This is a genomic window from Micromonospora sp. CA-248212 (assembly GCF_050948405.1).
GTDB lineage: Bacteria > Actinomycetota > Actinomycetes > Mycobacteriales > Micromonosporaceae > Micromonospora.
The window spans coordinates 4169101-4192553 of record NZ_CP192023.1 but is presented as its reverse complement, the minus strand read 5'-3'; the positions used below and the strand labels follow the sequence as shown (position 1 = coordinate 4192553).

The window sequence follows — 23453 nt, the reverse complement described above, 5'->3', positions numbered from 1 at the left end:
CGACGGAGGTAAGTGTCCGTGCTGCCTGTCGAGCTGCCCCAGAAGTGGGGCAGCCCCACAGCCCCATGTGGTACCAGAAGTAGGGCAGCCGGCCAGCGTTCGGTCGTCCTGTGGGTGGGGCAGCTCGCCAGCGTTCGGCCATCCCAGAGATGGGGCAGCTCGACAGCGTCGTCGGATAGTGGGGGCCACCCCGCCCGCCGGGAAACCGTGGCAACAGGCAGCTGTCCGGCCGGGACCGCAGATCGCAGACCGCGACTCGCCTGAGCCCTGCACTGCCGCACCCTCGCAACGTCGAGCTGTCAATGTAATGTTGACACGGTGACGACGCCGCTGGCCGGTCTGGCTGAGGTCCGTGCCGCTCGTACCCGTCTGGATGAGCGCGAGGCCGAGCTGATCGACCGGGCCCGCCACGATGGCGTCACCTGGGCGCAGATCGCGACGGCCCTGGGCCTCGGCAGCCGGCAGGCGGCCGAGCAGCGCCGGCAGCGCCTGGCCGTGGCACGGCGTGCGCGGCGGCAGGACCTGGACCGGGGCTACTCGCCGCGGATTGTGGCGTTGCGGGCCGCGGTGGCCGAGTTGGGGCGGTGGATCGCGACGGACCGGCGGTGGGACTCCCGCTTCCGTCGGGCGACACTGGTGCGGAGCACGGTCGACGCGGCTCTGGACGCCGACCCGGGGTCGCTCTACGCGCTGGCCCTGCATCTGCGCGCCGACCTCGACCAGGCGGGCGACCGACTGCCGCAGCCGGTGCACACGGTGGCGGACGCCCTCGACACCGCCTTGTCAATGTTGCATTGACACCGCACTGCCAGCATTGCCTGATCGAGGCTCAACCCAACAGGATGTGAGTGAACTCGGCTCAACCTGGAGGGTTGAATGCGGCGCAACGCCTACCTGTTCGTGGCGATCTCCATGCTGTCCGGCTTCGGCAGCAGCGCCATGTCGCTGGTGGCCGGCCTCTGGGTCCTCGACCTCACCGGCTCGACCGCCGTCGCCGCGCTCACCGGGCTCTGCGTGTACGCCCCGGTCCTCGCCGGCCCGTGGCTCGGCGGCCTACTCGACCGGGCGTCCCGGCGACCACTGGTGATCGCCGTCAACCTCGCGCTGGCCGCCGCCCTGTTCTCGCTCCTCGCCGTCCGTGGGCCGGGGCAGACCTGGCTCGTCTTCGCCGTCTCGTGCGCCTACGGTGTCAGCTACGTACTCATCGACGCGGGCGAGACTGCGCTGCTGCCGTCCGCGCTGTCGGCAGCGGAACTCGGCGACGTCAACGGGTGGCGCTCCAGCGCCCAGGAGGGCATGAAGCTCGTCGCGCCGCTGGTCGGCGCGGGCCTCTACGCCTGGCAGGGCGGGCACGCGGTGGCCGCGCTGAGCGCGGTGATGCCGATTCTGGTCGCCCTCCTCTACCTGGTGGTCCGCCTGAACCGGCCGCCATCCGGGCGACCGACGAGGCGGGCTCACAGCCTCCGTACCGGACTGGCAGTCCTGGCCGGACAGCGGACCATCCGCGTTCCGGTCCTGCTCGCCGGAGTGTCGATCGCCATGTCCGGCTTCGTGACCGCCGCTCTCTACGCGATCGTCGTCACGGAACTGCGCCTGCCAACGAGCTTTCTGGGGGTGCTCGCCAGCGCCCAGGGCGCCGGCTCCATCCTGGGCGGACTCGTCGTCGGTCGGCTCCTCACCCGACGGGGTCCCGTGGCCGTCGGGGTCGCTGGAACGGTGCTGTTCGCGACGGGTTGTCTGGCCCGGTGTCTGCCCTGGTGGCCGGTCACGGTGGCGGGCGCGGCGACCGTCGGCGTCGGACTGCCGTGGACCGTGGTCGCGGCGGTGACCGCCGTGCAGACGCACACCCCTGCGGCGCTGCTCGGCCGGGTCGCCGCGACGGCCAACACCGCGATGTTCGGGCCGCTCGTCCTGGCGATCCCGCTCGGCTCGGCGGCCGTCCACCTGGGCGGACGTCCACCCCTGCTCGGCGCCGCCGCGCTGTGCGTGCTTGCCACCGCCGCCGCCGCTCGTAATCGTTGGCGGCTCAGCATCACGACACGCCGTCCACGCCGCTGCTCGGCGGCCAACGATCACGACCGGCAGACCTGCGTGACCGGCTGACCGGCGGGCTCCACGGACAGCGAGATCGATTCGTGGCCGTACCGTCGTCGGTCAGGTACCCGCCGGAATTAGCCTTTCGCCATGCGCCCAGCCCTGTCACCGCACCCCCCGTCGGTTGACCCACCGCCCAGGGCCTCGCGTACGGGATGGATCGTCGCGGGCGCCATCATCTTCGGGTGCCTGGCGGCGCTCGCCGTGCCGGTCGGCGGCTTTCTCCTGTGGATGTACGCCGGACCGGACGTGGACGAGCCGCGCGCGGCGGCCGACCAGTTCGTCCATCGGCTGGAGCGCAACGACGACGCCGCCGCCCACGAATCCCTGTGCCAGGAGATCAGGGAGCGGACCGACCTGGCGGCGTTCACCTCGGCGGTGCAGCGCCTCGGCCGGCCCGTGTCGCACACCATGGGCCGGGCCGCCTTCACCAACGAGGCCGGCAACAGCGCCTCGGTGACCGTCGAACTGACCGGCCGGAACGGTCAGACCTTGCGGCTCGACCTACGGCTGGAGTCGGAGGTCGGCTGGCAGGTGTGCGACGAGAAGCTCTTCGGCTGACCGGCGCGTCACTCCTCGGCGAGGTGGTCGGGGGACTCCAGGGCGGCCTTCACCGCCTGCAGGAAGGCGACCGCCTCCCGTCCGTTGACGACCCGGTGGTCGTAGACGGCGCTCAGGTTGACGAACCGGCGGGTCACCACCCGACCGTCCGCGTCCAGCGCCAGCTCGTCCTGGGTCCCGCCGATCGCCACCACGCAGGTCTGACCGGGAAAGACGATCGGCCCGGCGAGCACCACGTCGGGATCGGTGTGCAGGGACACGACGATGGTCCCGCCGGCCAGCTCGCCGGCCCGGAAGCCCTCGCCGCCGGCCCGGCTGCGGAAGTCCATCAGCGTCTCGGCGATCTCCGCGCAGGTCAGCTCCTCGACGTCGCGGACCACCGGGATGAACAGGCCCGTCCCGACGTCGATGGTGACGCCGACGTGGGCCGCCTCGGCCAGCCGTACGCTGCTGCCGTCGCCGGGGGAGGCGAACAGCAACGGGTGGTCCTCGCGCAGCCCGCCGATCACCTTGACCAGCAGTTCCGGCAGGCCGACCAGGGTGCGGGTGGCGCGGGTGAGCTGCCGGGCGACCGCGAGGGCGGCGTCGGCCCGTACCTTGATCACCGCGAGCGCCGCCGGCACCTCGCGGTGCGACTCGGTGACCACGGCGGCCACCGCGCGCTGGGCGCGGGAGAGCGTGTGCACCGGGCGCGGGTCGTCCGGCTCCGGGCCGTCGCCGGCCGCCAGCGCGGCGGCCGCGGCCACCACCACCGGCTCGGTCGCGGCCGTGGGCGCCGCCGACCGGTCGGCCAGCAGGCGTTCCACGTCGGTACGCCGCACGACCGCCTTGCCGAGCCCGCGCAACTCGTCGTCGCCCAGGCCGTGCGCGGTGGCGAGTTCCCGGGCCGAGTCGGTGAGTACGGGCCCACCCGGTCGGGTGTCGGGCGTCGGGGCGGCCGCGGTGACCGCTGCGGCGAGGAACCGCTGCCGCGCCTCCTCGTCGTCGAAGACGTGCCCGATGACGTCGCCCGGGGCGCACTCCTGGTTGACCTCGACGAGCCGGTGCAGCACGCCGTCGCCGTCGCTGAGCAGCTCCTCGGCCGCCTTGGACGTCTCCACCTCGGCGACCGGCTCGCCGGCGCGGATCCGCTCGCCGTCCTCGGCCAGCCAGTCGAGCAGGACGTACGTCGTGTCGTTGTTGTTGAGCTTGGGGACGACCAGGTCAGTCACCACTGACGACCTCCTTCACGGCCTGGTGGATGTCGGCGTCCTGCACCAGCACGGTGCGTTCGAGGTGCGCGGCGGTCGGGATGACGCTGTCCGCGGAGTGCACGAGACGTACCGGCGCGCGCAGCGATCCCCAGAGCCGCCGGTGCACGACCTGCGCCAGTTCCGCGCCCCAGGTGCCGCCGGCGGTGCTCTCCTCGGCCACCACGACCCGTCCGGCCCGCGCGATCGGCGGCAGCAGGGCGTCGGTGTCCAGCGGCCAGAGCCGCGAGGGCACCAGCACCTGGCAGACGACGTCGTCGCGCAGCAGCAGCTCCCGGGCCACCGACACGGCCCGGGCGGCCAACCCGCCGGGTACGACAAGCACGCAGTCGGCCTGCTCCTCCTCGTCCACCCGAACCCGGGCGACGTCGGCGTCCGGGCCGATCAGGTCGTAGCGGAACAGCTCGTCCACGACGCCGTCGGCGTACATGCGGGTGGTGTAGAGGACCTTGTCCTCGAAGAGCAGTCCCGGCCGGCCGGAGGCGAGCATCCCGGCGAGCACCGCCCGGTTGTCGTGGAAGGGCGACACCTCGTGCACGCTCAGGCCGGGGATGCCGATGAAGTGCTTCAGCGGGCTCTGGCTGTGCGTCGGGCCGTACCCGCGGTTGCCACCGCTGGGGCAGCGCACCACGAGCCGCATCGGCACCCGCCGGCCGTACATGGCGGTGGACTTGCTGGCGAAGTTGAGGATCTGGTCGAACGCCAGCGCCACGAAGTCACTGAACATGATCTCGACGATCGCGCTCTGCCCGGCCAGGGCCAGCCCACCGGCCACGCCGACGATCCCGCCCTCGCTCAGCGGGGTGGACAGCACCCGATCCGGCCAGCGCGCCGACAGTCCCCGGGTCACCTTGAACGCCCCGCCGTACGGGTCGACGAGGTCCTCGCCGAGCACGCTCAGCGTGGGGTCGTCGGCCAGCAGCGCGTGCAGGGCCTGGTTGAGGTTCTCCACCACCCGCTCAGCCACGGTTCTCCTCCGTCCAGCGGCTCGCCGGGCGGCCGGCGACGTCGGCGACGACCTGGGCCACGTACGCCCGTTGGCGTTCGTCGCGCGCGTCGAACTCCTCCGGGTACGCCCGCGCGTAACGCGCGTACCAGTCGTGCGCCCGCGCGTGCGCGATCTCCTCGGGGCGACGGCTGTCGTCCCCCTTGCTGTGCGGCCCCACCCGGTGGGTGAGCAGCTCCACCACGTACGGCGTGGACCGCTCGCGGACCCGGCGCAGCGCCGGTGTCAGCGCGGCGCGGACGACCTCGGTGTCGGTGGAGGTGATCCGGAGGTGGTCCACCCCGAAGGCCCGCGCCCGGCCGCCGATGCTGCCGGCGAGCTGCGCGGTCGTCGGCGTGGACTGGGCGATGCCGTTGTTCTCTACGACCAGCACCAGCGGCAGGCCCCACAGCGCGGCCATGTTCAGCGCCTCGTAGACGGCGCCCTCGCCCCACGTGCCGTCGCCCAGGTAGACCAGCGCCAGGCGGCCGGGTTCGGTGCGCTTGAGGTGCAGCGCGACCCCGGCGGCCACCGGCGCGCTCTCGCCCTGCACCCCGGTCGACAGGTAGCGCTCGCGCAGGATGTGCTGGCTGCCGCCGACACCGTGGCACACCGCGCCGTCGCGGCCCATCACCTCGGCGAGCAGGCCGTGCGGGTCGTCGAACCGGGCCAGGTAGTGGCCGTGGCCCCGGTGGTTGCTGAACACGAAGTCGTCGTCGTCGAGCAGCGGGCGCAGCGCCACCGGCACGTACTCCTGGCCCAGGCAGGTGTGCGTGGTGCCGTGCAGCTCGCCCCGGCCGAACATGTCCAGCAGCGCCAGCTCGAAGTGCCGGATGAGCAGCAGCAGGTCCAGGTCGGCGTCGGTGAGCCGGGTCGGCGCGGTGGGCGCCACCTCGGTGCGGGTGGCGGTCACCGGACGACCCCGTCCCGCTCGGCGGCGACCAGGTCGACCAGCTCGCCGACGGCGGTCACCGCCAGGTACGCCCGCAGGTCCAGGCGTACGCCGAGGTCGTCCTCCAGCGCGGAGAGCAGCCGCAGCGCCTCCAGGCTGGTCCAGTGGGCCAACGACGCGAACCGGACGTCGGGCGTGATCTCCTCGGCCGGTACGTCCGCGACCTGCTCGATGAGGCCCGCGACGGTGGTGAACAGGTCAGGCACGGATGTCTCCCTCCTCCAGGGCGATCCACGCCGGCAGCAGCCGGGGCGGGGGGTGCAGTGGCAGCACGTGCCGGGTGGTGCCGTCCTCGACGGAGGCCACGGTGAAGCCGGCGGACGGCCAGACGGCCCCGCCGGGCTTGTTGCGGGCGGTGGGCCGGAACAGCGCCTCCAGCCGGGTCGCGCCGGCCGAGCGGGCCAGCTCCGTCACCCGGTGCAGGGCCGCCTGCTCAACGCCCCGGGAGAACACCCGGCAGCTCAGCACGAAGTTCTCGATCACCCAGGCGTCCGGATCGGTCCGGTCCAGCCACAGGCCGCCGACCAGCCCTTCCGCGCCGAACCGGTCGGCCACCTCGACGGTGAGCACCAGGTGGTCGGGGGAGTCGGCGCGGGCCCGGGTCTGCGCCTCGGTGTGCGCCCGTTCGGCCATCGTGAACTGGTTGGTGCGTAGCCCGAGCTGCGCGACCCGGGGCAGGCTGTGCGCGTCGACGTCCCGGACGCTGACCCGCAACTTCAGCTCGTGCAGGTAGTCGGCCGCGGAGTCGAACGTGGCGGCGAACCGCTCCCGCCCGGCGCGGGCCCGGTACAGCTCGGTGCGTTCCCGGTCGGTTGCGCCGGTGGACAGTACGGTGAAGTGCCCCTCGGTGAGCAGCCGCGTGGAGAAGCCGGCCGGGTCGCCGGCCAGCTCCACCACCCGTACGCTCGGCAGCTCGTGGCGTACCAGCTCGCACTCGAACGGGCTGTCGTCGGCGAACACGACGGCGTCCAGGCCCAGGTTGAGGCTGGTGGCGAGCTGGCGCAGGTTCTCGTCCTTGCGCCCCCAGTTGACCGCCTGCGCGACGAAGTCGTCGGCGCGCAGCAGCAGGTCCGGATGTTGCGCGAACGCCTCGGTCACCAGGTCCGGGTCGTTCTTGCTGCACACCGCGAGCAGCACGCCCTGCCGGCGCAGCGCCAGGGCGCGACGTTGCACGTCCCGGTGGCAGTTGCCCGGGTAGTCGGCGCCGAGTCGGATGCCGGTGAGCCCGTCGTCGCCGAGCACGCCCGCCCAGAGCGTGTTGTCCAGGTCCAGCACGAGCACCTTGGCCGTCCGGCCGAGGGCCGCCCGGCAGAAGGTGGCCGCCTCGTGGGCGTACCGGCGTTCCACGGTGGGCGTCCACGCCATGCTGGCGAACCGGTACAGGCGCTCGTCGCGCACCGGACCGTCGTGGTCCACCAGCAGCGCTTCCAGGTCCAGGGTGTACGTCGTGTCCCGTCCACCCAGCTCCAGGAGCTGGGCGTTCAGCTCCCGCCAGAGGAGGCCCAGCTCGGCCCGCCCCCGGAAGCTGACCAGACTGCGGTGTTCCAACGGCGACAGCGGCACGGTGTGCAGCAGCACCGCGCCGTCGGTGCGGGTGGCGTACCCGCGCAGCGCGGCGGTGAGCACGCCGGCCCGTTCGCGCAGCACGTCGGCGAGGCCGGCCAGGTCGCCGGGGTCCCACTCGGCGGGCAGGAACCAGCCGTCGTGCAGCAGGCAGAGCGTGACGTCCGGCCGGAACTCGGCGAGTGCCGAGCCGGGGTCGCTGAGGTCGAGCACGAGCTGGTCGAAGCCGGAGACGTGGATCTCGGCGGCGATGCCGATCCGCAGCAGCGCCACCCGCAGCAGCGGTTCCAGCGTGCCGGGCGTGAACGTGCCGGTGACCGCGACCCGCAGCGGGCGCAGCGGGAAGTCGGGGCTGGCCAGCTTCTCGACGGGTACGTCGGCGAGCAGCCGACCGGCGGACGCGACGGCGGTGACCGCCGCGTCGTCCAGGTGGACCAGGCCGGGCGCCAGCTCCGGGTCGGCGGCCGCGCCTGGTCGGCGCAGCCGGCGGATCCGGTGCAGGACCTCCTCGACTCTCATGTTCGGTGTTCCTTCCCGTGGGTGGGTGCGGCGGCCGGTCAGACCCGCAGCAGGGTGCAGACCCAGTGCATGCCGCTGCCGGTGCTGGTCAGGGCGACCAGGTCGCCGGTGGCCACCTCGCCGCTGTCGAGGTGGCGCTCCAGGCTGATGAGTTGGTCGGCGCAGCCGATGTGACCGTGCGCGAGGGCCAGCTCGACGTTCGTGCGTTCCAGCTCCACGCCGAGGTCCTTGGCCAGCTCGGCGAACTGCCGGGCGTTGTCGTGGAAGTGCACGAAGCGGCGGACGTCGGCGAGCGTGACGCCGGCCCGGTCGCAGGCCGCCTGGACCACCTGCCGGTTGCGCTCCCGGATGGTCGCGACGAACCGGAACATCCGCCGTACGTCCCCGGCGAAGAACTCGTTGAGCCGGTCCGCCGGGTCACCGACGCGGGGGGTGCCGGCGTCCGGGGTGAACGGCTGGGCGGCGCCGCCGACGGGCATCCGCATGAAGCCCGCGTACCGGCCGTCGGTGATGGTCTCGGTGGCCAGCCAGCGGCACCGGTCGTGGTCACGGACCAGCACGGCCGCCGCCGCGCCGTCGGAGAAGACGCTGGTGTTCACCTCCATCCGGTTCCAGTAGGGCTCGCACACCCGGTTCGCGCCGATCACCAGCGCCGTCCGGTAGTCGGGATGGGTGGCGAACCGCCCGGCCACCGTGTCGAACGCGGCCACCCCGCCGCCGCACGCCTGGTTGAGCAGCACCGCCTCGGCCCGGTGCGCGCCGAGGCGGGCCTGGGTGTGCGCGGCCGGGTCCCAGTAGAGGTATTCGGCCAGGTCGGGGATGGCCAGCACCACGAGGTCCACGTCGGCGGCGGACAGCCCGGCCCGGTCCAGGGCCGTGCCGCCGGCCACCACCGCCAGGTCGGTCACCCCGACGGTGGGACCGGCCCGGTGGAAGGTCCGGTACTCCCAGGACCGCAGACGATCAAGATCCTTGGTGTACGCGGCCGCGGCCGCCGCCACGTCGACCGGCTCGCCGAGGACGTGGGCCAGGGCGGCCACCCCGACGCCGACCGGCGGCGCGCTCATGGCCGTACCCCCGTGCTCCGGTCGTCGCTCGCGTGGATGGCGCGTAGCCGGACCCGTGGATCGGCGGGCGCGAGATTGTCCACCTCGGACAGGAAGCGCCGGGCGGTGCCGTTGCGGCCCGTGTCGGTCCACCGGACGACCACCTCGTCCGCGCCGGCCGCGCCGGCCCGGCGGGTCACCTCCCGCAGCACGGCCGCCTCGACGCCCTTGCCCAGCACGGGACAGGAGAGCGAGAAGACGTCGACGGTCCAGCGGTCGGCGCCGCGGTCCAGCGCGACGAGGCCCGAGGTGCCGTAGTCGCCCAGCCGGTCGCGGACCCGGATGGCCACGAGATCGGCGGCCCGCTGGGCCAACGCGGCGGCCGGTGGGGCCGGGGCGAGGGCGAAGTCGTGCGCGCGGGCCACCACCTCGGCGACCTCGCCGACGCCGTCCGCGACGACGGGCCGGTAGTCGACCTGAACGTCCAGGCCGGCCACGAAGTCGTCCAGGGACAGTTCGGCGGGCGCGGCGAGGGGTCCGGTCCCGCCGCCCATCCACCGTCGCTCCGGCAGCCGGTCGGTCAACCGCGCCGCCCGCAGCTCGTCCGGCCACGCCGTCGGGTCGGCCCCGAGCAGCACGCGCCGCGGCGGCCCCTCGACCGCCGGCCCGTCGCCGGTCGGCTCATCGCCGGTCGGCCTTTCGCTGGTCGGCCTTTCGCTGGTCGGCCTTTCGCTGGTCGACCGCTCGCTGGTCGGCCCTTCGCTGGGCGGCCCTGCACTGGGCGGCCCAGCACTGGGCGGCTTGAGCTGGGCCGCGTCGACGCCGGCCAGGACGAGCTGCGCCGGTGCCACGTCCAGCGCCTCGGCGATCTCGGCGAGCTGTGCGCCGATCGGCCGGTCGTCGGTGACCCAGCCGTCGAGCACGCCCAGCAGGTCGACGGCATCGCCGTCCGACCAGCACCCGTCGCCGGTGGCCCGCAGCGCCACCCGTACGCCGGCGGCGCGCAGTTCGCGCAGCGCCGGCAGCAGGTGCGCCGCGCCGGTCAGCCCGTCGCCGTCGACGACCAGCGCCCGGCAGCCCGTGCCGAACCAGGACGCCACCAGCGTGGCGGCGGTCGCCCCGAGCCGGGCGAAGACCTCCTCGGTGTACGGCACCTTGGCGAGGCGGAACAGCACCGGGTGGTGCGCCCGCTCGTCGCCGACGGCGCGTACCGCCTCGTCGGCGTCGACGAGCAGCACCCACGGGTCGCCGGCCAGCCGGTCGCGCAGGCGTTGCCGTACGACGGTGGCGCTGGCGGCCACCCCGTCGGCGTGCATCGCGTCGGCCGGCCCGGACGGGCGGGCCGCGGGGATCGCCGGCAGCACGTACACCAGCAGGGCGCCGTGCCGACGTGCGGCGGTGACGGCCGCCTCGGCCCCGGCCAGCAGCTCCGTCGCCCAGGCGTCGCCGCCCGCGCCGGGTTCGCCCGCTTCCTCAAGGCGTTGCGCCACCACCAGCACGTCCGGCCGGACCTCGGCGAGGAAGCCGTCGGTGGCCAGGCACTGCTGCACGACCTGCTGGAACGGGCCGACGGTGAGCGTGGCGGAAAGGCCGCGCTCGTGCAGGTCCAGGCCCAGGTACGGCACCAGCGGGTCCGCCGTGTAGCTGGCCAGCAGGGCGACGCGCAGCGTCGGGGCCGGCCGCCGGCGGCTGAGCGCCTGCCAGCGGGCGCGTCGGGTGAACAGGACGGTGCTCATCGCGTCTCCGTGCCCTTGGCGCGCAGCACCGTCCGCAGTTCGCCGACGCTGCGCACGTCGCGGATCTCGTCGAAGGCGAAGGAGAGCCCGTAGACCTCCTCCAGGGTCACCACCAGTTGCAGGTGGCGCAGGCTGGTCCAGGTGCCGATGGTCTCCGGCCCGGACTCGTCGGTCACCTCGGCCGGGTCGACCTCCAGGACCCCGGCCACCACCTCGGTCAGCGTCACTTCGCCACCACCGCGCGGTCGTCGGTCAGCTCATCGGTGCCGGTCGGCGAGGGCAGCGGGGCCGGCGGGTCGGTCGGCTCGTCGTAGTCGGGCAGGTCGGTCTCCATCCGGCGGATGCTCGGCGAGGCGAACCCGGCGGCTGCCACGCCGATGCCGAACAGGCCGACGATCACGAAGATCAGGCCCATTCCGGCGCCCGGTCCGCTGCCGACCAGCCACCCGAAGTACGGCACGCCGGGGCCACCCTCGCGCATCATCGGCTCAAACCAGCGGTCCGCGGCGATACCGGCCAGGGCGGTGCCGCCGGGGTACGCCAGGTCCTCGATGAACTGGCGGGCGGCGAAGACCCGGCCCTGGTGGGACGGCTCGACCTTCTCCTGCCACACCGACTGGGCGTACCCGTCGATGAAGGGGATGGACAGGTGCAGGAAGAGCAGGGCGACGGACCAGACGATGATGCTGTCCCCGACGCCGTAGACGATCCGGCCGAGGACGCTGAAGACCAGGATGGCGACGAGCATCCGGCGGATCTTGTGGCGGGTGTTGGGCAAAAGCCCGAGCAGGAGCGCGCCGGCCACGCCGCCCACCGCGCCGATGGTCTGCACCAGACCGACCGCGTTGGTGCTGCTGTCGGTGCGGGCCAGGATCTGCGGCACCAGCAGGGCGAAGCCGACGGCCGCGAGCACGTTGATGGCGAACATGATCGCCTCCAGCCCGGTGAACGCCCGGCTGGCCAGGATGTAGCGGAAGCCGTAGATCGTGTCGTACCAGAAGCCGCCCTCGTCCGGCTGGGTCGAGCGGGGCCGGGGTGGGAGCTGCACCAGCAGCACCGCCCCGATCGCCACCACGTAGGAGAGCGCGTCGACGAGCAGGATGACCTTGATGTCCATGAAGCCCAGCAGGGCGGCGGCGAAGCCGGGAGCGAAGATCACCGGAATGGTCCGGACCGCGAACATCATCGCGTTGGCCCTCGGGTACTGGCCCTTCTCCATCATCACCGTGATGGTCGCCTGGTACGCGGGGAGCTGGAACGCGAGGAACGCCCCGGTCACCAGGTTGACCAGGTAGAGGTGCCACACCTCGACCGAGCCGCTGAGGAACAACAGCAGCACGACGGCGGTGGTGAGCGCCGAGCCGATGTCACTGAGCACGATGGTCAGTCGTCGGCCCCACCGGTCGACCAGCGCGCCGGCGATCGGGCTGAAGATGACTGTCGCGCCGAACGCGAACGCCATCAGCATGGTCAGGTCGAAGGCCCGGCCGGTGGCGTCCCACACCCAGATGCTCAGGGCGAAGTTCGTCATCCGGGTGCCGAGCGCCGACAGCAGCTGGCCGAACCAGATCGTGGTGAACCCGGCGAACCGGGACGGGCGTCGGAACGCCATGGGGGTCTCCTCCTACTGCCGTGGCGGTTGCCCGGGGCGTCCGGCCAGGCGCAACAGGCCTTGTCGGATGCCGTCGAGCAGGTTCTGGGCGGTCTCCGGCCGGAAGGCCGGAGTGGCATAGCTCAGATCGACGCGCAGCGTGGGGCCGGTGAGCGACCCCGTCACGTCGAAGGGGAAGGGCCAGTGCCCGTCGGGGTCCTCGGTCGGTCCGAACGGCGCCGCGCAGACGTCGAGGAGCTGGTTGGCCGGGGCGACGTCGTCGAAGCCGTACCCGCCCATGTAGTTGACCGCCACCATCGGCGCGGCGGTGGCGGCCAGCCGGGCGCGCACCTCGTCGTCCGGGCAGAGGTGACGCAGCAGCGCGTAGCCGATGCCGTTGTCCGGAACCCGGCCGAGCTGGCGGATCACCGAGCGGACCGAGCGGGTCGCGTCGGCGGTCGCGGGCAGCTCCAGGCGCAACGGGTAGAGCACCTGGAACCAGCCCGTCGTACGGCTCACGTCGACGTCGTCGAAGAGCGGTTCCCGGCCGTGGCCGGTCGTGGCGACGGTGACCGCGCCGCCGGTACGCCCCGCGACGGTGTCCACCACCGCCCACACGAGCAGGTCCCGCACGCTGGCGCGCAGTCGACGGGCGGCGGCGTGCAGTCCCCGGGTCGCGGCCTCGTCCAGGGTCACGGTGGCCAGGCCCAGGTCACCGAGGCGGAACGGCGTGGCGGACGGCTCGTCGGCCAACCGGGACAGCACCCCCTCGTCGGCCTGGGCCAGCCAGAACGGCACCTGCTCGCGCAGTTCCGGCGAACCCGCGTACCCGGCCAGTCGCCGCGCCCAGTCCCGGTACGACGTGGTCTTGGCCGGCAGCGTCGGCTCGACACCACGTTCGAGCTGGTCGCAGAGCGTCTCCAGATCAGCCAGCAGGACCCCCCGGGAGACCGCGTCGACGACGAGATGGTGGTTGACGAGCAGCAGCCGGTCGGGCAGTTCCGGGCCGAGCCGGAAGTGCGCCACCCGGGCCAGCGGGCCGGATTCGAGGTCCAGCGCGGTCTGCGCCTCGGCGCAGTGGGCCTCGACCGCCGCCTTCCGCTCGTCGACGGCGAGCCCGGTCAGGTCGTGGCTGACGAACGGCACGGCGTCGGCCGGGTCGCCGTGGCGCTGACGCCAGCTCCCGTCCGCCTGCCGGGTCAGGCGCAGCCGCAGCGCGTCGTGCTGGGCCACCAGCCGACGTACCGCCTCGCGGACCAGGCCGACCGGGAGCGGCCGGGCCAGCTCGAGGTAGTAGGGGTGGTTGAACAGGGCGGGCCGACCCATGCAGGGGGCGATGACGTCGGTGAACCAGCGCTGCGCGCCGGTCAGCGGGGCGTCGCCGTGCACCTCGCCCTGTTCGGCGTTCGGCGTCGCGGTGGCCTCCCCGAGGCTGGCGGCCAGCTCGGCCACCGTGGGGTGGCGGACGAGCTGTCGCGGGGTGAGGTGGATGTCGGCGGCCGCGCAGCGGGCCACGAGCTGCATCGCGAGCAGCGAGTCGCCGCCGGAGGCGAAGAAGTCGTCGGTGATGCCGAGCTGGTTGGTCCGCAGCAGCTCCGACCAGATCGCCACGAGCTGGCGTTCCCGGTCGGTGCGCGGCGCGGCGGCGGCCCGGTCGGCCGAGCGCCGGTACCCGTCGGTGACCGCGCCGCGCACCGCCGCCGCATCGGCCAACTCGGTGGCGACCTCGGCCAGCAGGCCGGCGGGGATCCGGTCGACGGGCGCGTTCCCGTCCACGGTGGTCCCGGCGTCGAGCGACCAGAGACCCCGTAGCAGCTCCACCGGCCCGACCCGCTCGTCGACGGGCAGCGCCGGGACGTCCGGCGGCGCGGGTGTGCTGGCCGGATGCAGGAGCAGGGTGGCCGCGTCGGTGGGAGGCGTCGGGGCGTACCCGATGATCCCGGCGGTGACCAGCGCGGACAGCTCGGCGCGCTGCGGCGTCGTGGTGAGCAGCACCTCGCGCCCGGCGTGGGCCTGGGCGGCGAGCAGCCGTGCCAGCTCCGCCTGCCGGTGCGCCGGGCCGGCCGGCACGACCAGCCGGCGCAGCGCGGGATGCCGCACCGCCCGCCGCACCAGCAGCGTCGCGGTGACCGCCGCCAGCTCCGGCGACCAGGCGTCGCCGGGCAGCTCGGGCACCCGGTAGCGCCGCGCCCACGCCGCCACGGAGACGACGTCGACGTCCGGCCGGGCCTGGGCCAGCCGCGCGGTCAGCTCCGCGAAGACGGCGGTGTACGGCGACGTCCGGTACGGCGGCGACGGCGGGCAGATGGCGATCGTCAGCGCCGCCACGCTGTGCGCCCGGTGCACGTCCAGCGCCGCCAGCAGCTCGGCGAGGAAGTCGCGCAGCCCGACGATGCCCGCCGCGAGCGGACCGGGTGTGAGCCGGTCCTCCCAGCGCAGGACCAGCGCGTTGCGGTCGCGCCGGCCGGTCGCCAGGCCGGCGGCCGGGTCGCGCAGCAGCCGCAGCAGCGCGCCGGGCGCGAGCTGTTCGAGGGTGTGCGGCAGGTTGAGCAACCCGGCCCAGAAGCGGACGGCCTGGGCGAGCTGCGGAACCTCGACGGTGCCGCCGACCACCAGCCGGGGCGCGGGCGGTGTCGACCGCCGCGAGACGGGCGCACGTCGACCCGCGCCGATCGGCGTGTCCGGTCGACGCACCCCGTCGTCGAGCACCTTCGCCAGCCCGGTCAACAGCCGGACCATCCGCTCCGGGCTGAACAGGTCGGCCCGGTACGCCAGGTCGGCGTGCAGGTCGTCGCCCTGCCAGGTGACGCTGAGGAAGAGGTCGAAGTCGACACCGACGCTCGGCACCTCGACCGGCGTGGCGGTCAGCCCGGCGAACTCCGGCAGCTCGTCGGAGCCGTCGAGGACGTTGAGCACGCACTGGAACAGCGGGTGGTACGCGGCCTGCCGGGGTAGCCGCAGCGCCTCCACGATGGTCGCGAACGGCAGCCCCTGGTGCCGGTACGCCTCCCGGGCCGTGCGGTGGGCCCGGGTCACGAGCTGCCGGAACGTGGGCCGTCCCGCCACGTCCATCCGCAACGGCAGCAGGTCGGCGAAGCACCCGATCAGCGGCGCGAGTTCGGCGCGTTCCCGGCCGGCGGTGGGCGTGCCGAGCACCAGGTCCGGTTGCCCGCTCTCGGTGTGCAGCAGGGCCGCGAAACCGGCCAGCAGGACGGCGAACGGGGTGACCCCCTCCACCCGGGCCAGCTCCCGCACGGCTGCGCCGAGCCCGACGCCCAGCCGCTGGGCCTGGTACCCGGCGACGTCCGAGCGCTCGTCGGGGCGGGGCTGGTCGGTGGGCAGGTCCAGCAGCGGCGGCGCGTCGGCCAGCCGCTTGCGCCAGTACGTCAGGTGCGGCTCGACGGCGGCCGACGCCAGCCAGTCGCGCTGGTGTCGGGCGTGGTCGGTGAACTGCACGGGCAGCGGCGGCAGTGGCCGGTCGACGCCGGTGGCGTGGTGGGCGTACCGGGCGGCGAGCTCGTCGAGCAGGATGCTCCACGAGGTGTTGTCACAGACGATGTGGTGCATGCCGAGCAGCAGGTGCCAGCGCTGGTCGGGCAGCCGCAGCAGGCGGGCCCGCACCAGCGGGCCGGTCCCCAGGTCGTACCGGTGCGCGGCCAGCTCGGCGGCCGCCCGGCGCAGCGCACGGGCGTGTTTCGCCGCCGGCAGCGCGGTCAGGTCCAGCGTCTCCAGCCACGGGTCGACGTGCGGGTGCACGACGGGTTCGGGTTCGCCGTCACGGCCCCGGAAGGTGGTCCGCAGCACCTCGTGTCGGCCCAGCACGTCCTCGAACGCCCGGCGCAGCGAGGTCGTGTCGAGGTCGCCGCGCAGCTCGACGGCGGCCGTGGTGTTGTGCCGGACCACGTCGTCGCCGAGCTGGTCGAGCGCCCAGAGCCGTTCCTGCGCCGAGGACGCCACGGCCGGCGTACCCGCCGGGGCGGGGGTGAGCGGGGCGAGCGCGGTGGCGTCCTCATCGGCGTCCAGCACGGCGGCGAGCCCGGCCACCGTCGGGTTGGTGAACAGGGTGTAGAGCGACACCTCCCGGCCGAACTCGGCCTGTACCTGCGACAGCAGCCCGGTGGCGAGCAGCGAGTGTCCACCGAGGCCGAAGAAGTCGCTCGTCACGCCGACCTGTTCGACGCCGAGCGCGGCGGCCCAGAGGCCGGCGAGCCGCTCCTCGGTGGCGGTGCGCGGCGCGACCACCTCGCCGTCGTCCGTCGTGGCGGCGCGCGCCGGACGGCTCCGCTCGGCGACCGCCGCGGCGGTGCTCAGCTCCTCGACGACGTACGCGGCCCGCTCCGATCCGATCGTCGTGCACAGCTCATTCGGGCCGGCGCTCGCCAGCGGCGGGTCCAGCGCCCAGACGTGGGCGAGCTGCCGGCGCAGGTCCGCTGCGCCGGTGGGCACGGCCAACGCCAGCACGCCCGGGTATGCGCCGCGCAGCGCCGCCACGGCCTGCGGGTCGGTGTCCAGGACCATCGTGGTGGCCGGATCGGCGGCGGCCAGCGCCTCCGCCGTGTACGCCCGCACCTCGTGACCGGGCAGCGCGTCGGCGAGCCGGTCGAGCGGCAACCGCTCGTCGTCGACGAGCACGAGGCGGCGTGGCTGGCCGGCGAGCCGCCGCAGCTCACGCAGCACGATCGTGCCCAGCGCCGCGAAGTACTCGCCCGTGTACGGCACGTGGCCCAACTCGTCCGCGCGCTCGTCGCTGATCTCGCTCACCGGGTAGGCGCTGACGTGGTCGGCGGCCCAGACCGCGTGGACCCCCGGCGTACGGGCGGCCAACGCGGCCAGCCGGTCGTCGAGGCGGCCGGACCGCTCGCCGAGCCGGTTGGCGGCGCGCGGCGACGCGGGGCACACCACAAGCAGCAGTGGTGCGTCGGTCCGCCGTCGGTACGCCGCCACCGCCGCGTCGAGGTCGTCCATCGCCGCGTCGAGGGCCCCGGCGGTGTGGTCCTGCCGGCGCAGCCAGTCCTCGAAGCGCAGCAGGCAGACCGTGGCGTCGGCCGTCGGCCCGGCCAGCAGGTGGGCCACCTGCTGGCCGTACCCGACCAGCTCCACCGACGCGGGTACGCGCAGGAAGCGCAGCCAGAACTCCACCGGGTCGCGCAGCGGGTCCACGGTGAAGGTGGCCGCCAGGGCGATCCGGTGCCGGCGCAGGCCGGGCACCTGCGACAACGGGCGGTCCGGGTCGTCCGCCATGGCGCGGAGCAGCTCCGGCAGCCGGCCCACGGTCGCGGCGATCGTCTCGTCGAGGTACAGGTCGGCGTTGAAGTCGACCGCGCCGTCGATCCGGTCACCCTCGACGGTCAGGCTGACGAAAAGGTCGAAGTCGGTGAGCCCGCTCTCCGCCGGCACCGGACGGAACGTCGCACCGGCCGCCTGCCGCTGCCGTACGCCGCCGTCGGTCATGGTCGCCAGCACCTGGAAGAGCGGGTTCACGCTGGGATCGCGGACCGGGCGGACCTCCTCCACCACCCGCGCGTACGGGGCCTCCTGGTGGGCGTACGCCTCGCTCACCGTCCGGTGCACCCGGCGGACGAGGTCGCGGACGCTCGGGTCACCGGTGGTGTCCACGCGCAGCACCAGCATGGTGGCGAAGCAGCCGATCAGCGGCTCCAGATCGGTGCTCGCCCGGCCGGCGGCGGGCATCCCGAGCAGCAGGTCGTCCTGGCCGGTGGCCTGGCGCAGCAGGGCGGTCAGCCCGGCGAGGACCACCGCGTTGACGGTGGCTCCGGCGCGGCGGGCCAACCCGCCGAGGGCGTCGGTCAGCTCGGCGTCGACGGTGAACGGCAGGCTCCGGCCCCGGTGGGTCTGCACCGGCGGCCGGGGCCGGTCCGGCGGCAGCGTGGACCGGGCCGGCGCCGAGGCGAGTCGTTCCCGCCAGTGCGCCAGGTGACCCGCCAGCTCCCGCTCGGCCTCCGGCCGGCGGCGGGCGGCGACGTGCGCGACGAACCGGGTGGGCAGCGCGGGCAACCCGGCCGGGGCGTCCCCGGCGAACTCGCCGTACCAGCGCACCAGCTCCTCGACGAACACACCCGCCGACCAGGCGTCGAAGACGATGTGGTGCGCGGTCACCAGCAACAGGTGCTCGTGGTCCGCGAGGGCGACCAGCCGGGCCGCGAGCAGGGGCCCGCTGGTCAGGTCGAAGCGGACCGCCGCGTGCGCCGCGATCTCCCGCTCGGCCGTTGCCTCCCGCTCCGACGCGGGGAGCCCGGTCAGGTCGAGCAGCGGCAACGGCAGCTCCAGCGCGTCCGACACCCGCTGGGTGACGACGCCGTCGACGGTCGCGAAGACGACCCGCAGCGCGTCGTGCCGGGCCACCACCGCGTTGACCGCCCGGTGCAGCGCCGCGACGTCGAGCGGACCGGTGATCCGCTCGGCGAAGGGCACGTTGTAGACCGGCGTGCCGGGCTCCAACCGGTCCAGGAACCAGAGTTGCTCCTGAGTGAAGGAGAGCGGGTAGGCCGCCGTCGCGGGAGTCGGTGTCGGATCGGCGCGACCGGCGCGGGCCTGGCCGGCTTGGCTCTGGCCGGCGCGGCTCTGGCGCAGCCGCAGGGCCAGCAGCTCCCGCTGCTCGGGGGTGAGGTCGGCGAGGTCCGGGTGCAGGTCCTGGGTCATCGGGTGGCCCCTTCGACGTACGCGCGGTCGGCGGCCAGCCCGCCGTCGAGCAGGCGGGACAGCGGGGGAGGCGTGTCGTGCAGGTAGAGGTGGCCTCCGGGGACGACGGTCAGCGAGAAACCGGCCGCGGTGCAGGCCGCCCAGCCGGCCACCTCGTCCGGGGCGACCAGGGGATCGTCGGCGGCCGCCACCGCGTCCACGGGCAGCGGCAGCGGCGGCACGGTCGTCGGGCGGTAGGACGCGACCACGCTCAGGTCGGCCCGCACGGTCGGCAGGATCAGTTCCAGCAGACCGGGGTCGGTGAGCACCTCGTCGGGTATCCCGCCGAGGTCGTGCAGCCAGCGGGTCAGCGCCGCGTCGTCGAGGCGGTGTGCCGTGCCGAGCGGCGCGGCGTCGCGCGGCGGACGGGCCGCCGAGACCACCAGCCGCTGTGGTACCGGGCCGCCCCGGGCGACCAGGCGGGCCGCCACCTCGTACCCGATCAGGCCACCCATGCTGTGCCCGAAGATCGCGAACGGCGTCGGCACCCGCGCGACGATCGCGTCGACAAGCGGCGTCGCCACCTCGTCCATCGTGCTCAGCGGCGGGTCGGCCAGCCGACGCTCACGGCCGGGCAACTGCGCGGCCCACACCTCCACGTCGTCGCCCAGCAGCGCGGCCCACGGCCGGTACGCGCCGCCGCCGGCACCGGCGTACGGGAGGCACACGAGCCGCAGCCGGGCGGCCGGGCGGGGCGCGACGCAGGTCAGCCAGGAGGTGACGTCGGCGGTCGTCGGCGGGGATACGGGTGGTGTCGCCATGCCCGCACACGTTAGGAACGGGCCGTGAGAGCGGTCTTAGCGTCGGCTGAGGGTTCCTCGCGGTGTCCGCTGCGCGCGACGCGTGAGGTGGATTTGAACGTCAACGAATACGGCGGCAACGAGAAGCGGGCAGGGCTTCAGAACCTCGCTCGCGGTCTGGTCGTCAACTGCGCCGACCGCAACAACCACCCCGATCCAAGAGGCGGCAAGAACAGCCGAGCGACTACGACTCAGCGCCCAATCTGGTCGGCTGTGCGCCCTCGACCCCTCCGCCACAGCCTACGAAGGCTGACCTGACGGGTACCTGGTGCGGATCCTCCGGCGACCGGATCGATCTGCGCGAGGACGGGTCGGCGCGGCTGGACGCGATCTCGGACGCCTACCTTTTTCACGTCGTCAGGGCCTCCGGGTGACGTGGACCGACGAATACATCTGGCGCACCTACTTCGACGGCCGCCGGCCCGCTTCCGGTCAGCCACGATGGCAACGTGTTCGAGCTGTTGGCCCTCGACGGGATGCCGGACGGGGGATGGTCGAGCCGCTTCGCCCCCTGCGCCGCGCCGCCAGTGGAACGAGAAATCCGCCGTTCGGTACTGGTCAGCTGACGTCGAGGGTGGTCAGGGGTTCCGTGGGTGGGGATGCTCGGTGAAGGCGGTGGCGTGGTCCGTGACCCACTGGCGGAACGTTCGCGGTGGTGTTCCGAGGATGTCGAATATCGTGGACGTGATGTATGCCGGGTGTCCCGTCGTGGCGTCCCACGCGGCGAGGAGCATGTCCACTGCCGCGCGCGCGGCTTCCGGAGTCTCGCGCCGGAAGTCGTCGGGCGACAGTTCCTCGAACGCGATCGGGCGCCCCAGCGTGTCACCGATGATGCTTACCTGTTGAGCTTGACTGAGTGATTCGGGGCCGGTCAGGACGTAGTCACCGCCAGCGTGCCCGTCCTCGTACAGGGTGCGCGCGACGACCTCGGCCACATCTCGGTCGTCAACGGGGGCTGTCTCGGCCGCGCCGTACGGCCACCGGACCACGCCGTTGCCACGGATGGCGGCGGCCCACCAGAGGAGGGCGTTCGACGCGAACATCCCTGGTCGGATGATCGTCGAGTCGAGCCCGGCGGCCGAGATGAGCCGCTCGATCTCCGCGTGCAACGCCGCCATCGGGTTCGGTTGCTGGAAGAACGGGTGCGGGGTCTGGTGTGGTGCGGACAGGTAGACGACCCGCTGCGCCTGGGCGGCCAGCCGGTCCACGACCGCCGCCGCGGTCTGCGCCGGAGCGGTCCAGACCAGGAAGACCGTGCTGACGGCGTGCAGTGCGTCGTCGAGCGATTCGGGCACGGTGAGATCGCCGGTGACGATCTCGACGTTGGCGGGCAGTGTCGCCGCCGTCTCGGAGCGGCGCACGAGGGCGCGGACCGGCACACCCGCATCGGTCAGCAGATCGACGACGCTGCGCCCGATGCGGCCGGTCGCCCCAGTGACAAGTACCGGAGGTCCTCCTAGGGGTGTCGCGGCGACCTCGCCCTGGTTGACGGAGTGCATCGGGGTGTCTACCTGTTCCATGGCTTCCATGAAACCGTTACCGAGTTAAAAAAGCAACCCGGTAACGAATGTTAGTCTGACACGGTGATGGAGCCTGTCGGGCTACGCGCCCGCAAGAAGCTGCGTACGCGGGACGCGATCGCCGACGCGGCGATCTCGCTGTTCCTGGCGCGCGGGTTCGAGCAGGTATCGGTCTCCGACATCGCCGTCGCGGCCGAGGTGTCGAAACCGACCCTCTTCCGCTACTTCGCCACCAAGGAAGACCTGGTCCTGCACCGTTTCGCGGACCACAACGGCGAGGCCGCACGTGTGGTGCGCGACCGTCGGCCCGACATCGCGCCGATGACAGCCCTGCACCGGCATTTCCGAGCCGGTCTCGATCGCTTCGAGCCGGTCACCGGCCTCAATGATCATCCCGAGGTGGTGGCGTTTCATCGGCTGGTGTTCACCACCCCGAGCCTGGCGGGACGGCTCACGCAGTACCTGCTCGACGATGAGGAGGCGCTGGCTGCGGCCCTCGGCCCGGGCATCGACGCCCTACTGCAGGCCGCCCAGGTGATCGCGGTTCACCGCGTCCTGGCCCGGACCAACTGGCAGAGGATCGCCGATGGGCGAACCGCACACGACGTGCAACCCGAGGCGATCGCCGACGCAGACCGAGCCTTCGCCCAACTGCGCCATGGAACGGGCGTCTCCTAGCCCGCCGCGCAGCGGCACACAGAACAGCCCCGCAATGCGTCCAGGCGGCTGGCCGACCGGCGATCCGGTCGCCTCGCCGCATTTCCCGACACGGCTGAGGAGGCGCCGTACGCTCACCCGTCGATGGTGACCGCCGCGATGGCGAAGTGCGGCCGATGGGCGCCACCGTCGGGGCGCTCCAAACGCTCGACCTCGGTGAAGCCGGCGCGCGCCAGCCGCGCGGCGATCTCGTCGACCGGCCAACGGTAGGCGGTCATGACCTTGTGGTCGAAGGCGTCGACCTCGTCGCCGGAGAAGAGGCCCAGCACCAACCTCCCGGACGGGGCCAGGGCACGCCGGAACGTGGTCAGCACGCCGTCGAGGCGCTCCGGCGGCAGGTGGATCAGTGAGTACCAGGCCAGGATGCCGGCGACGGAGTGGTCGGCCACGTCGAGGTCGCCCAACGACCCGAGGCGGTAGTTGCCGCTCGGATACGTCGCACGGGCGTGGGCGACGAACTCGGGGACCACGTCGATGCCCGTGGCGTCGACGCCCGACGACCGCAGGTAGTCGGTGAGGTGGCCGGGGCCGCAACCCAGGTCGAGCACCTTCCCGGGTCGACCCGCCAGGTGCCGGCCGATGAGGGCGAGGTCGTCGGGGTCGACCTGCTCACGCGTGCCGAACAGTTCGATGTAGAGATCCGCGACCGAGGCGTACGCCTGCCGTACCCGTTCCATGCTCACCGCGCGACTATAGAGACCACCGGGATCAGGGTTGCTCGGTGGAAGACCTGAGGCGGAAACCGGGGCCGTACCGGGGCTGCGCCCGGAGGCTGGACGGGTGTGGACGGCCAGATGATGGTGATCATGAGACGCGCCGCATTCTTCGTGATCACCGGTCCGGCCTGCATCGTGGGCTACGGGCTCGTCCGCCTGTGGGGTAGGTCCGACGGGACGTATGGTCCCGGGTTCGACTGGCAGGCCGCGCACCTGGTCGGCCTCGCCGGCATGGTGTTGTTCGTGCCGGTGGTGCTGGCGCTGGCCGGCCTGCTACGCCCCGGTCCGTGGCGTACGTCGGTCGTGGCCGTCACGCTGGTCGGGCTCGCCGCCACGATGGTGCAGTTCGGCGCCGACATCGTCGAGGGTCTGCTGGCCGCCGACCGGGCGGAGATGTCGGCGCTCGGCGCGGACTTCAAGGACGTGCCCGGCGTCGAGGTGCTGTTCTACGACGTCGTACCGCAGTTGTTCTTCCTCGGTCTGCTCGTCCTCGCGGGCATGCTCGCGGCGCACCGGCGGCTGCCCTGGTGGAGCGTGGCCCTGCTGCTCGTCGGCATCGTCCTACCGGCCGTCACGCTCGACCTGCTGCCGCTCGGCGGCCTGTGTATGGCGGTGGCGCTCGCGCCGACGCTGCCGGCGCTGCGCCGGGACGCCGCGCGGGACCGCGCGGAAACCGTAATCTGATCTTTCTTGCCGCAGTCGCC

At 73.4% G+C, this 23453-nt stretch carries 18 protein-coding genes; 5 read left to right on the top strand and 13 right to left on the bottom strand.

Features of this window, described 5'->3' with window-relative positions; all coding sequences use genetic code 11:
* The first annotated feature begins 318 nt into the window (after positions 1-318).
* From ACQP03_RS19995 to ACQP03_RS19985, 3 genes are all read left to right on the top strand, one after another.
* Complete coding sequence (locus tag ACQP03_RS19995; RefSeq protein ID WP_357169235.1) at positions 319-798, top strand: hypothetical protein; 480 nt, start codon at positions 319-321, stop codon at positions 796-798.
* Positions 799-876: 78 nt separating this feature from the next.
* The gene (locus ACQP03_RS19990; RefSeq protein ID WP_433457916.1) at positions 877-2103 is read left to right on the top strand and encodes an MFS transporter; all 1227 of its coding nucleotides are present in this window, start codon (positions 877-879) and stop codon (positions 2101-2103) included.
* Between the two features lie 81 nt (positions 2104-2184).
* Positions 2185-2655, top strand: coding sequence for an Rv0361 family membrane protein (locus tag ACQP03_RS19985; protein ID WP_357125619.1), 471 nt, complete (start codon positions 2185-2187; stop codon positions 2653-2655).
* A gap of 8 nt (positions 2656-2663) precedes the next feature.
* On the opposite strand, the gene ACQP03_RS19980 is transcribed toward ACQP03_RS19985, so the two are convergent.
* The 12 genes from ACQP03_RS19980 to ACQP03_RS19925 form a co-directional block, all read right to left on the bottom strand.
* Positions 2664-3866: a 2-oxo acid dehydrogenase subunit E2 gene (locus ACQP03_RS19980; RefSeq protein WP_433457913.1), complete on the bottom strand. Its 1203-nt coding sequence runs from the start codon at positions 3864-3866 to the stop codon at positions 2664-2666.
* Positions 3859-4872: an alpha-ketoacid dehydrogenase subunit beta gene (locus ACQP03_RS19975; RefSeq protein ID WP_357125625.1), complete on the bottom strand. Its 1014-nt coding sequence runs from the start codon at positions 4870-4872 to the stop codon at positions 3859-3861. Before ACQP03_RS19975 ends, ACQP03_RS19980 begins: the two co-directional genes overlap by 8 nt.
* On the bottom strand, positions 4865-5803 hold the full coding sequence (locus ACQP03_RS19970; RefSeq protein ID WP_357397990.1) for a thiamine pyrophosphate-dependent dehydrogenase E1 component subunit alpha: 939 nt from the start codon (positions 5801-5803) through the stop codon (positions 4865-4867). Before ACQP03_RS19970 ends, ACQP03_RS19975 begins: the two co-directional genes overlap by 8 nt.
* Positions 5800-6048 carry an acyl carrier protein gene (locus ACQP03_RS19965; RefSeq protein WP_357125631.1) on the bottom strand — a complete coding sequence of 83 codons (249 nt, stop codon included), beginning with the start codon at positions 6046-6048 and terminating at the stop codon, positions 5800-5802. The genes ACQP03_RS19970 and ACQP03_RS19965 overlap by 4 nt, the downstream gene beginning before the upstream one ends.
* Positions 6041-7924 carry an HAD-IIIC family phosphatase gene (locus tag ACQP03_RS19960; RefSeq protein WP_357169250.1) on the bottom strand — a complete coding sequence of 628 codons (1884 nt, stop codon included), beginning with the start codon at positions 7922-7924 and terminating at the stop codon, positions 6041-6043. Before ACQP03_RS19960 ends, ACQP03_RS19965 begins: the two co-directional genes overlap by 8 nt.
* Before the next feature lie 38 nt (positions 7925-7962).
* On the bottom strand, positions 7963-8991 hold the full coding sequence (locus ACQP03_RS19955; RefSeq protein WP_357125637.1) for a 3-oxoacyl-ACP synthase III family protein: 1029 nt from the start codon (positions 8989-8991) through the stop codon (positions 7963-7965).
* Positions 8988-10706: a hypothetical protein gene (locus ACQP03_RS19950; protein ID WP_433457909.1), complete on the bottom strand. Its 1719-nt coding sequence runs from the start codon at positions 10704-10706 to the stop codon at positions 8988-8990. Before ACQP03_RS19950 ends, ACQP03_RS19955 begins: the two co-directional genes overlap by 4 nt.
* The gene (locus ACQP03_RS19945; protein WP_355048096.1) at positions 10703-10933 is read right to left on the bottom strand and encodes an acyl carrier protein; all 231 of its coding nucleotides are present in this window, start codon (positions 10931-10933) and stop codon (positions 10703-10705) included. The genes ACQP03_RS19950 and ACQP03_RS19945 overlap by 4 nt, the downstream gene beginning before the upstream one ends.
* Positions 10930-12318 carry an MFS transporter gene (locus ACQP03_RS19940; protein WP_357125645.1) on the bottom strand — a complete coding sequence of 463 codons (1389 nt, stop codon included), beginning with the start codon at positions 12316-12318 and terminating at the stop codon, positions 10930-10932. The genes ACQP03_RS19945 and ACQP03_RS19940 overlap by 4 nt, the downstream gene beginning before the upstream one ends.
* Before the next feature lie 12 nt (positions 12319-12330).
* The gene (locus ACQP03_RS19935; RefSeq protein ID WP_433457906.1) at positions 12331-18957 is read right to left on the bottom strand and encodes a condensation domain-containing protein; all 6627 of its coding nucleotides are present in this window, start codon (positions 18955-18957) and stop codon (positions 12331-12333) included.
* Positions 18954-19757, bottom strand: coding sequence for a thioesterase II family protein (locus ACQP03_RS19930; RefSeq protein WP_433457904.1), 804 nt, complete (start codon positions 19755-19757; stop codon positions 18954-18956). Before ACQP03_RS19930 ends, ACQP03_RS19935 begins: the two co-directional genes overlap by 4 nt.
* A 617-nt stretch (positions 19758-20374) precedes the next feature.
* The gene (locus tag ACQP03_RS19925) at positions 20375-21316 is read right to left on the bottom strand and encodes an NmrA family NAD(P)-binding protein (protein ID WP_433457902.1); all 942 of its coding nucleotides are present in this window, start codon (positions 21314-21316) and stop codon (positions 20375-20377) included.
* A 66-nt stretch (positions 21317-21382) separates the two neighbouring features.
* Between ACQP03_RS19925 and ACQP03_RS19920 the strand changes: the two genes are divergently transcribed.
* On the top strand, positions 21383-21994 hold the full coding sequence (locus ACQP03_RS19920) for a TetR family transcriptional regulator (protein ID WP_357125721.1): 612 nt from the start codon (positions 21383-21385) through the stop codon (positions 21992-21994).
* 113 nt (positions 21995-22107) lie between these two features.
* Here ACQP03_RS19920 and ACQP03_RS19915 read toward each other — a convergent pair whose 3' ends face one another.
* Positions 22108-22716 (bottom strand): class I SAM-dependent methyltransferase, encoded by a 609-nt coding sequence (locus ACQP03_RS19915; protein ID WP_357125657.1) that lies wholly within the window; start codon positions 22714-22716, stop codon positions 22108-22110.
* 123 nt (positions 22717-22839) lie between these two features.
* On the opposite strand from ACQP03_RS19915, the gene ACQP03_RS19910 reads away from it, so the two are divergent.
* Positions 22840-23433, top strand: a complete 594-nt coding sequence (locus ACQP03_RS19910) for a hypothetical protein (RefSeq protein WP_357125660.1) — start codon at positions 22840-22842, stop codon at positions 23431-23433.
* The last annotated feature ends 20 nt before the right edge of the window (positions 23434-23453 follow it).

Excerpts from the sequence above, each read along its gene's own strand:
- ACQP03_RS19990 (WP_433457916.1), top strand. The coding sequence starts at position 877 with ATGCGGCGCAACGCCTACCTGTTCGTGGCGATCTCCATGCTGTCCGGC.
- ACQP03_RS19985 (WP_357125619.1), top strand. The coding sequence starts at position 2,185 with ATGCGCCCAGCCCTGTCACCGCACCCCCCGTCGGTTGACCCACCGCCC.
- ACQP03_RS19960 (WP_357169250.1), bottom strand. The coding sequence starts at position 7,924 with ATGAGAGTCGAGGAGGTCCTGCACCGGATCCGCCGGCTGCGCCGACCA.
- ACQP03_RS19955 (WP_357125637.1), bottom strand. The coding sequence starts at position 8,991 with ATGAGCGCGCCGCCGGTCGGCGTCGGGGTGGCCGCCCTGGCCCACGTC.
- ACQP03_RS19950 (WP_433457909.1), bottom strand. The coding sequence starts at position 10,706 with ATGAGCACCGTCCTGTTCACCCGACGCGCCCGCTGGCAGGCGCTCAGC.
- ACQP03_RS19940 (WP_357125645.1), bottom strand. The coding sequence starts at position 12,318 with ATGGCGTTCCGACGCCCGTCCCGGTTCGCCGGGTTCACCACGATCTGG.
- ACQP03_RS19935 (WP_433457906.1), bottom strand. The coding sequence starts at position 18,957 with ATGACCCAGGACCTGCACCCGGACCTCGCCGACCTCACCCCCGAGCAG.
- ACQP03_RS19930 (WP_433457904.1), bottom strand. The coding sequence starts at position 19,757 with ATGGCGACACCACCCGTATCCCCGCCGACGACCGCCGACGTCACCTCC.
- ACQP03_RS19925 (WP_433457902.1), bottom strand. The coding sequence starts at position 21,316 with ATGGAACAGGTAGACACCCCGATGCACTCCGTCAACCAGGGCGAGGTC.
- ACQP03_RS19920 (WP_357125721.1), top strand. The coding sequence starts at position 21,383 with ATGGAGCCTGTCGGGCTACGCGCCCGCAAGAAGCTGCGTACGCGGGAC.
- ACQP03_RS19910 (WP_357125660.1), top strand. The coding sequence starts at position 22,840 with ATGAGACGCGCCGCATTCTTCGTGATCACCGGTCCGGCCTGCATCGTG.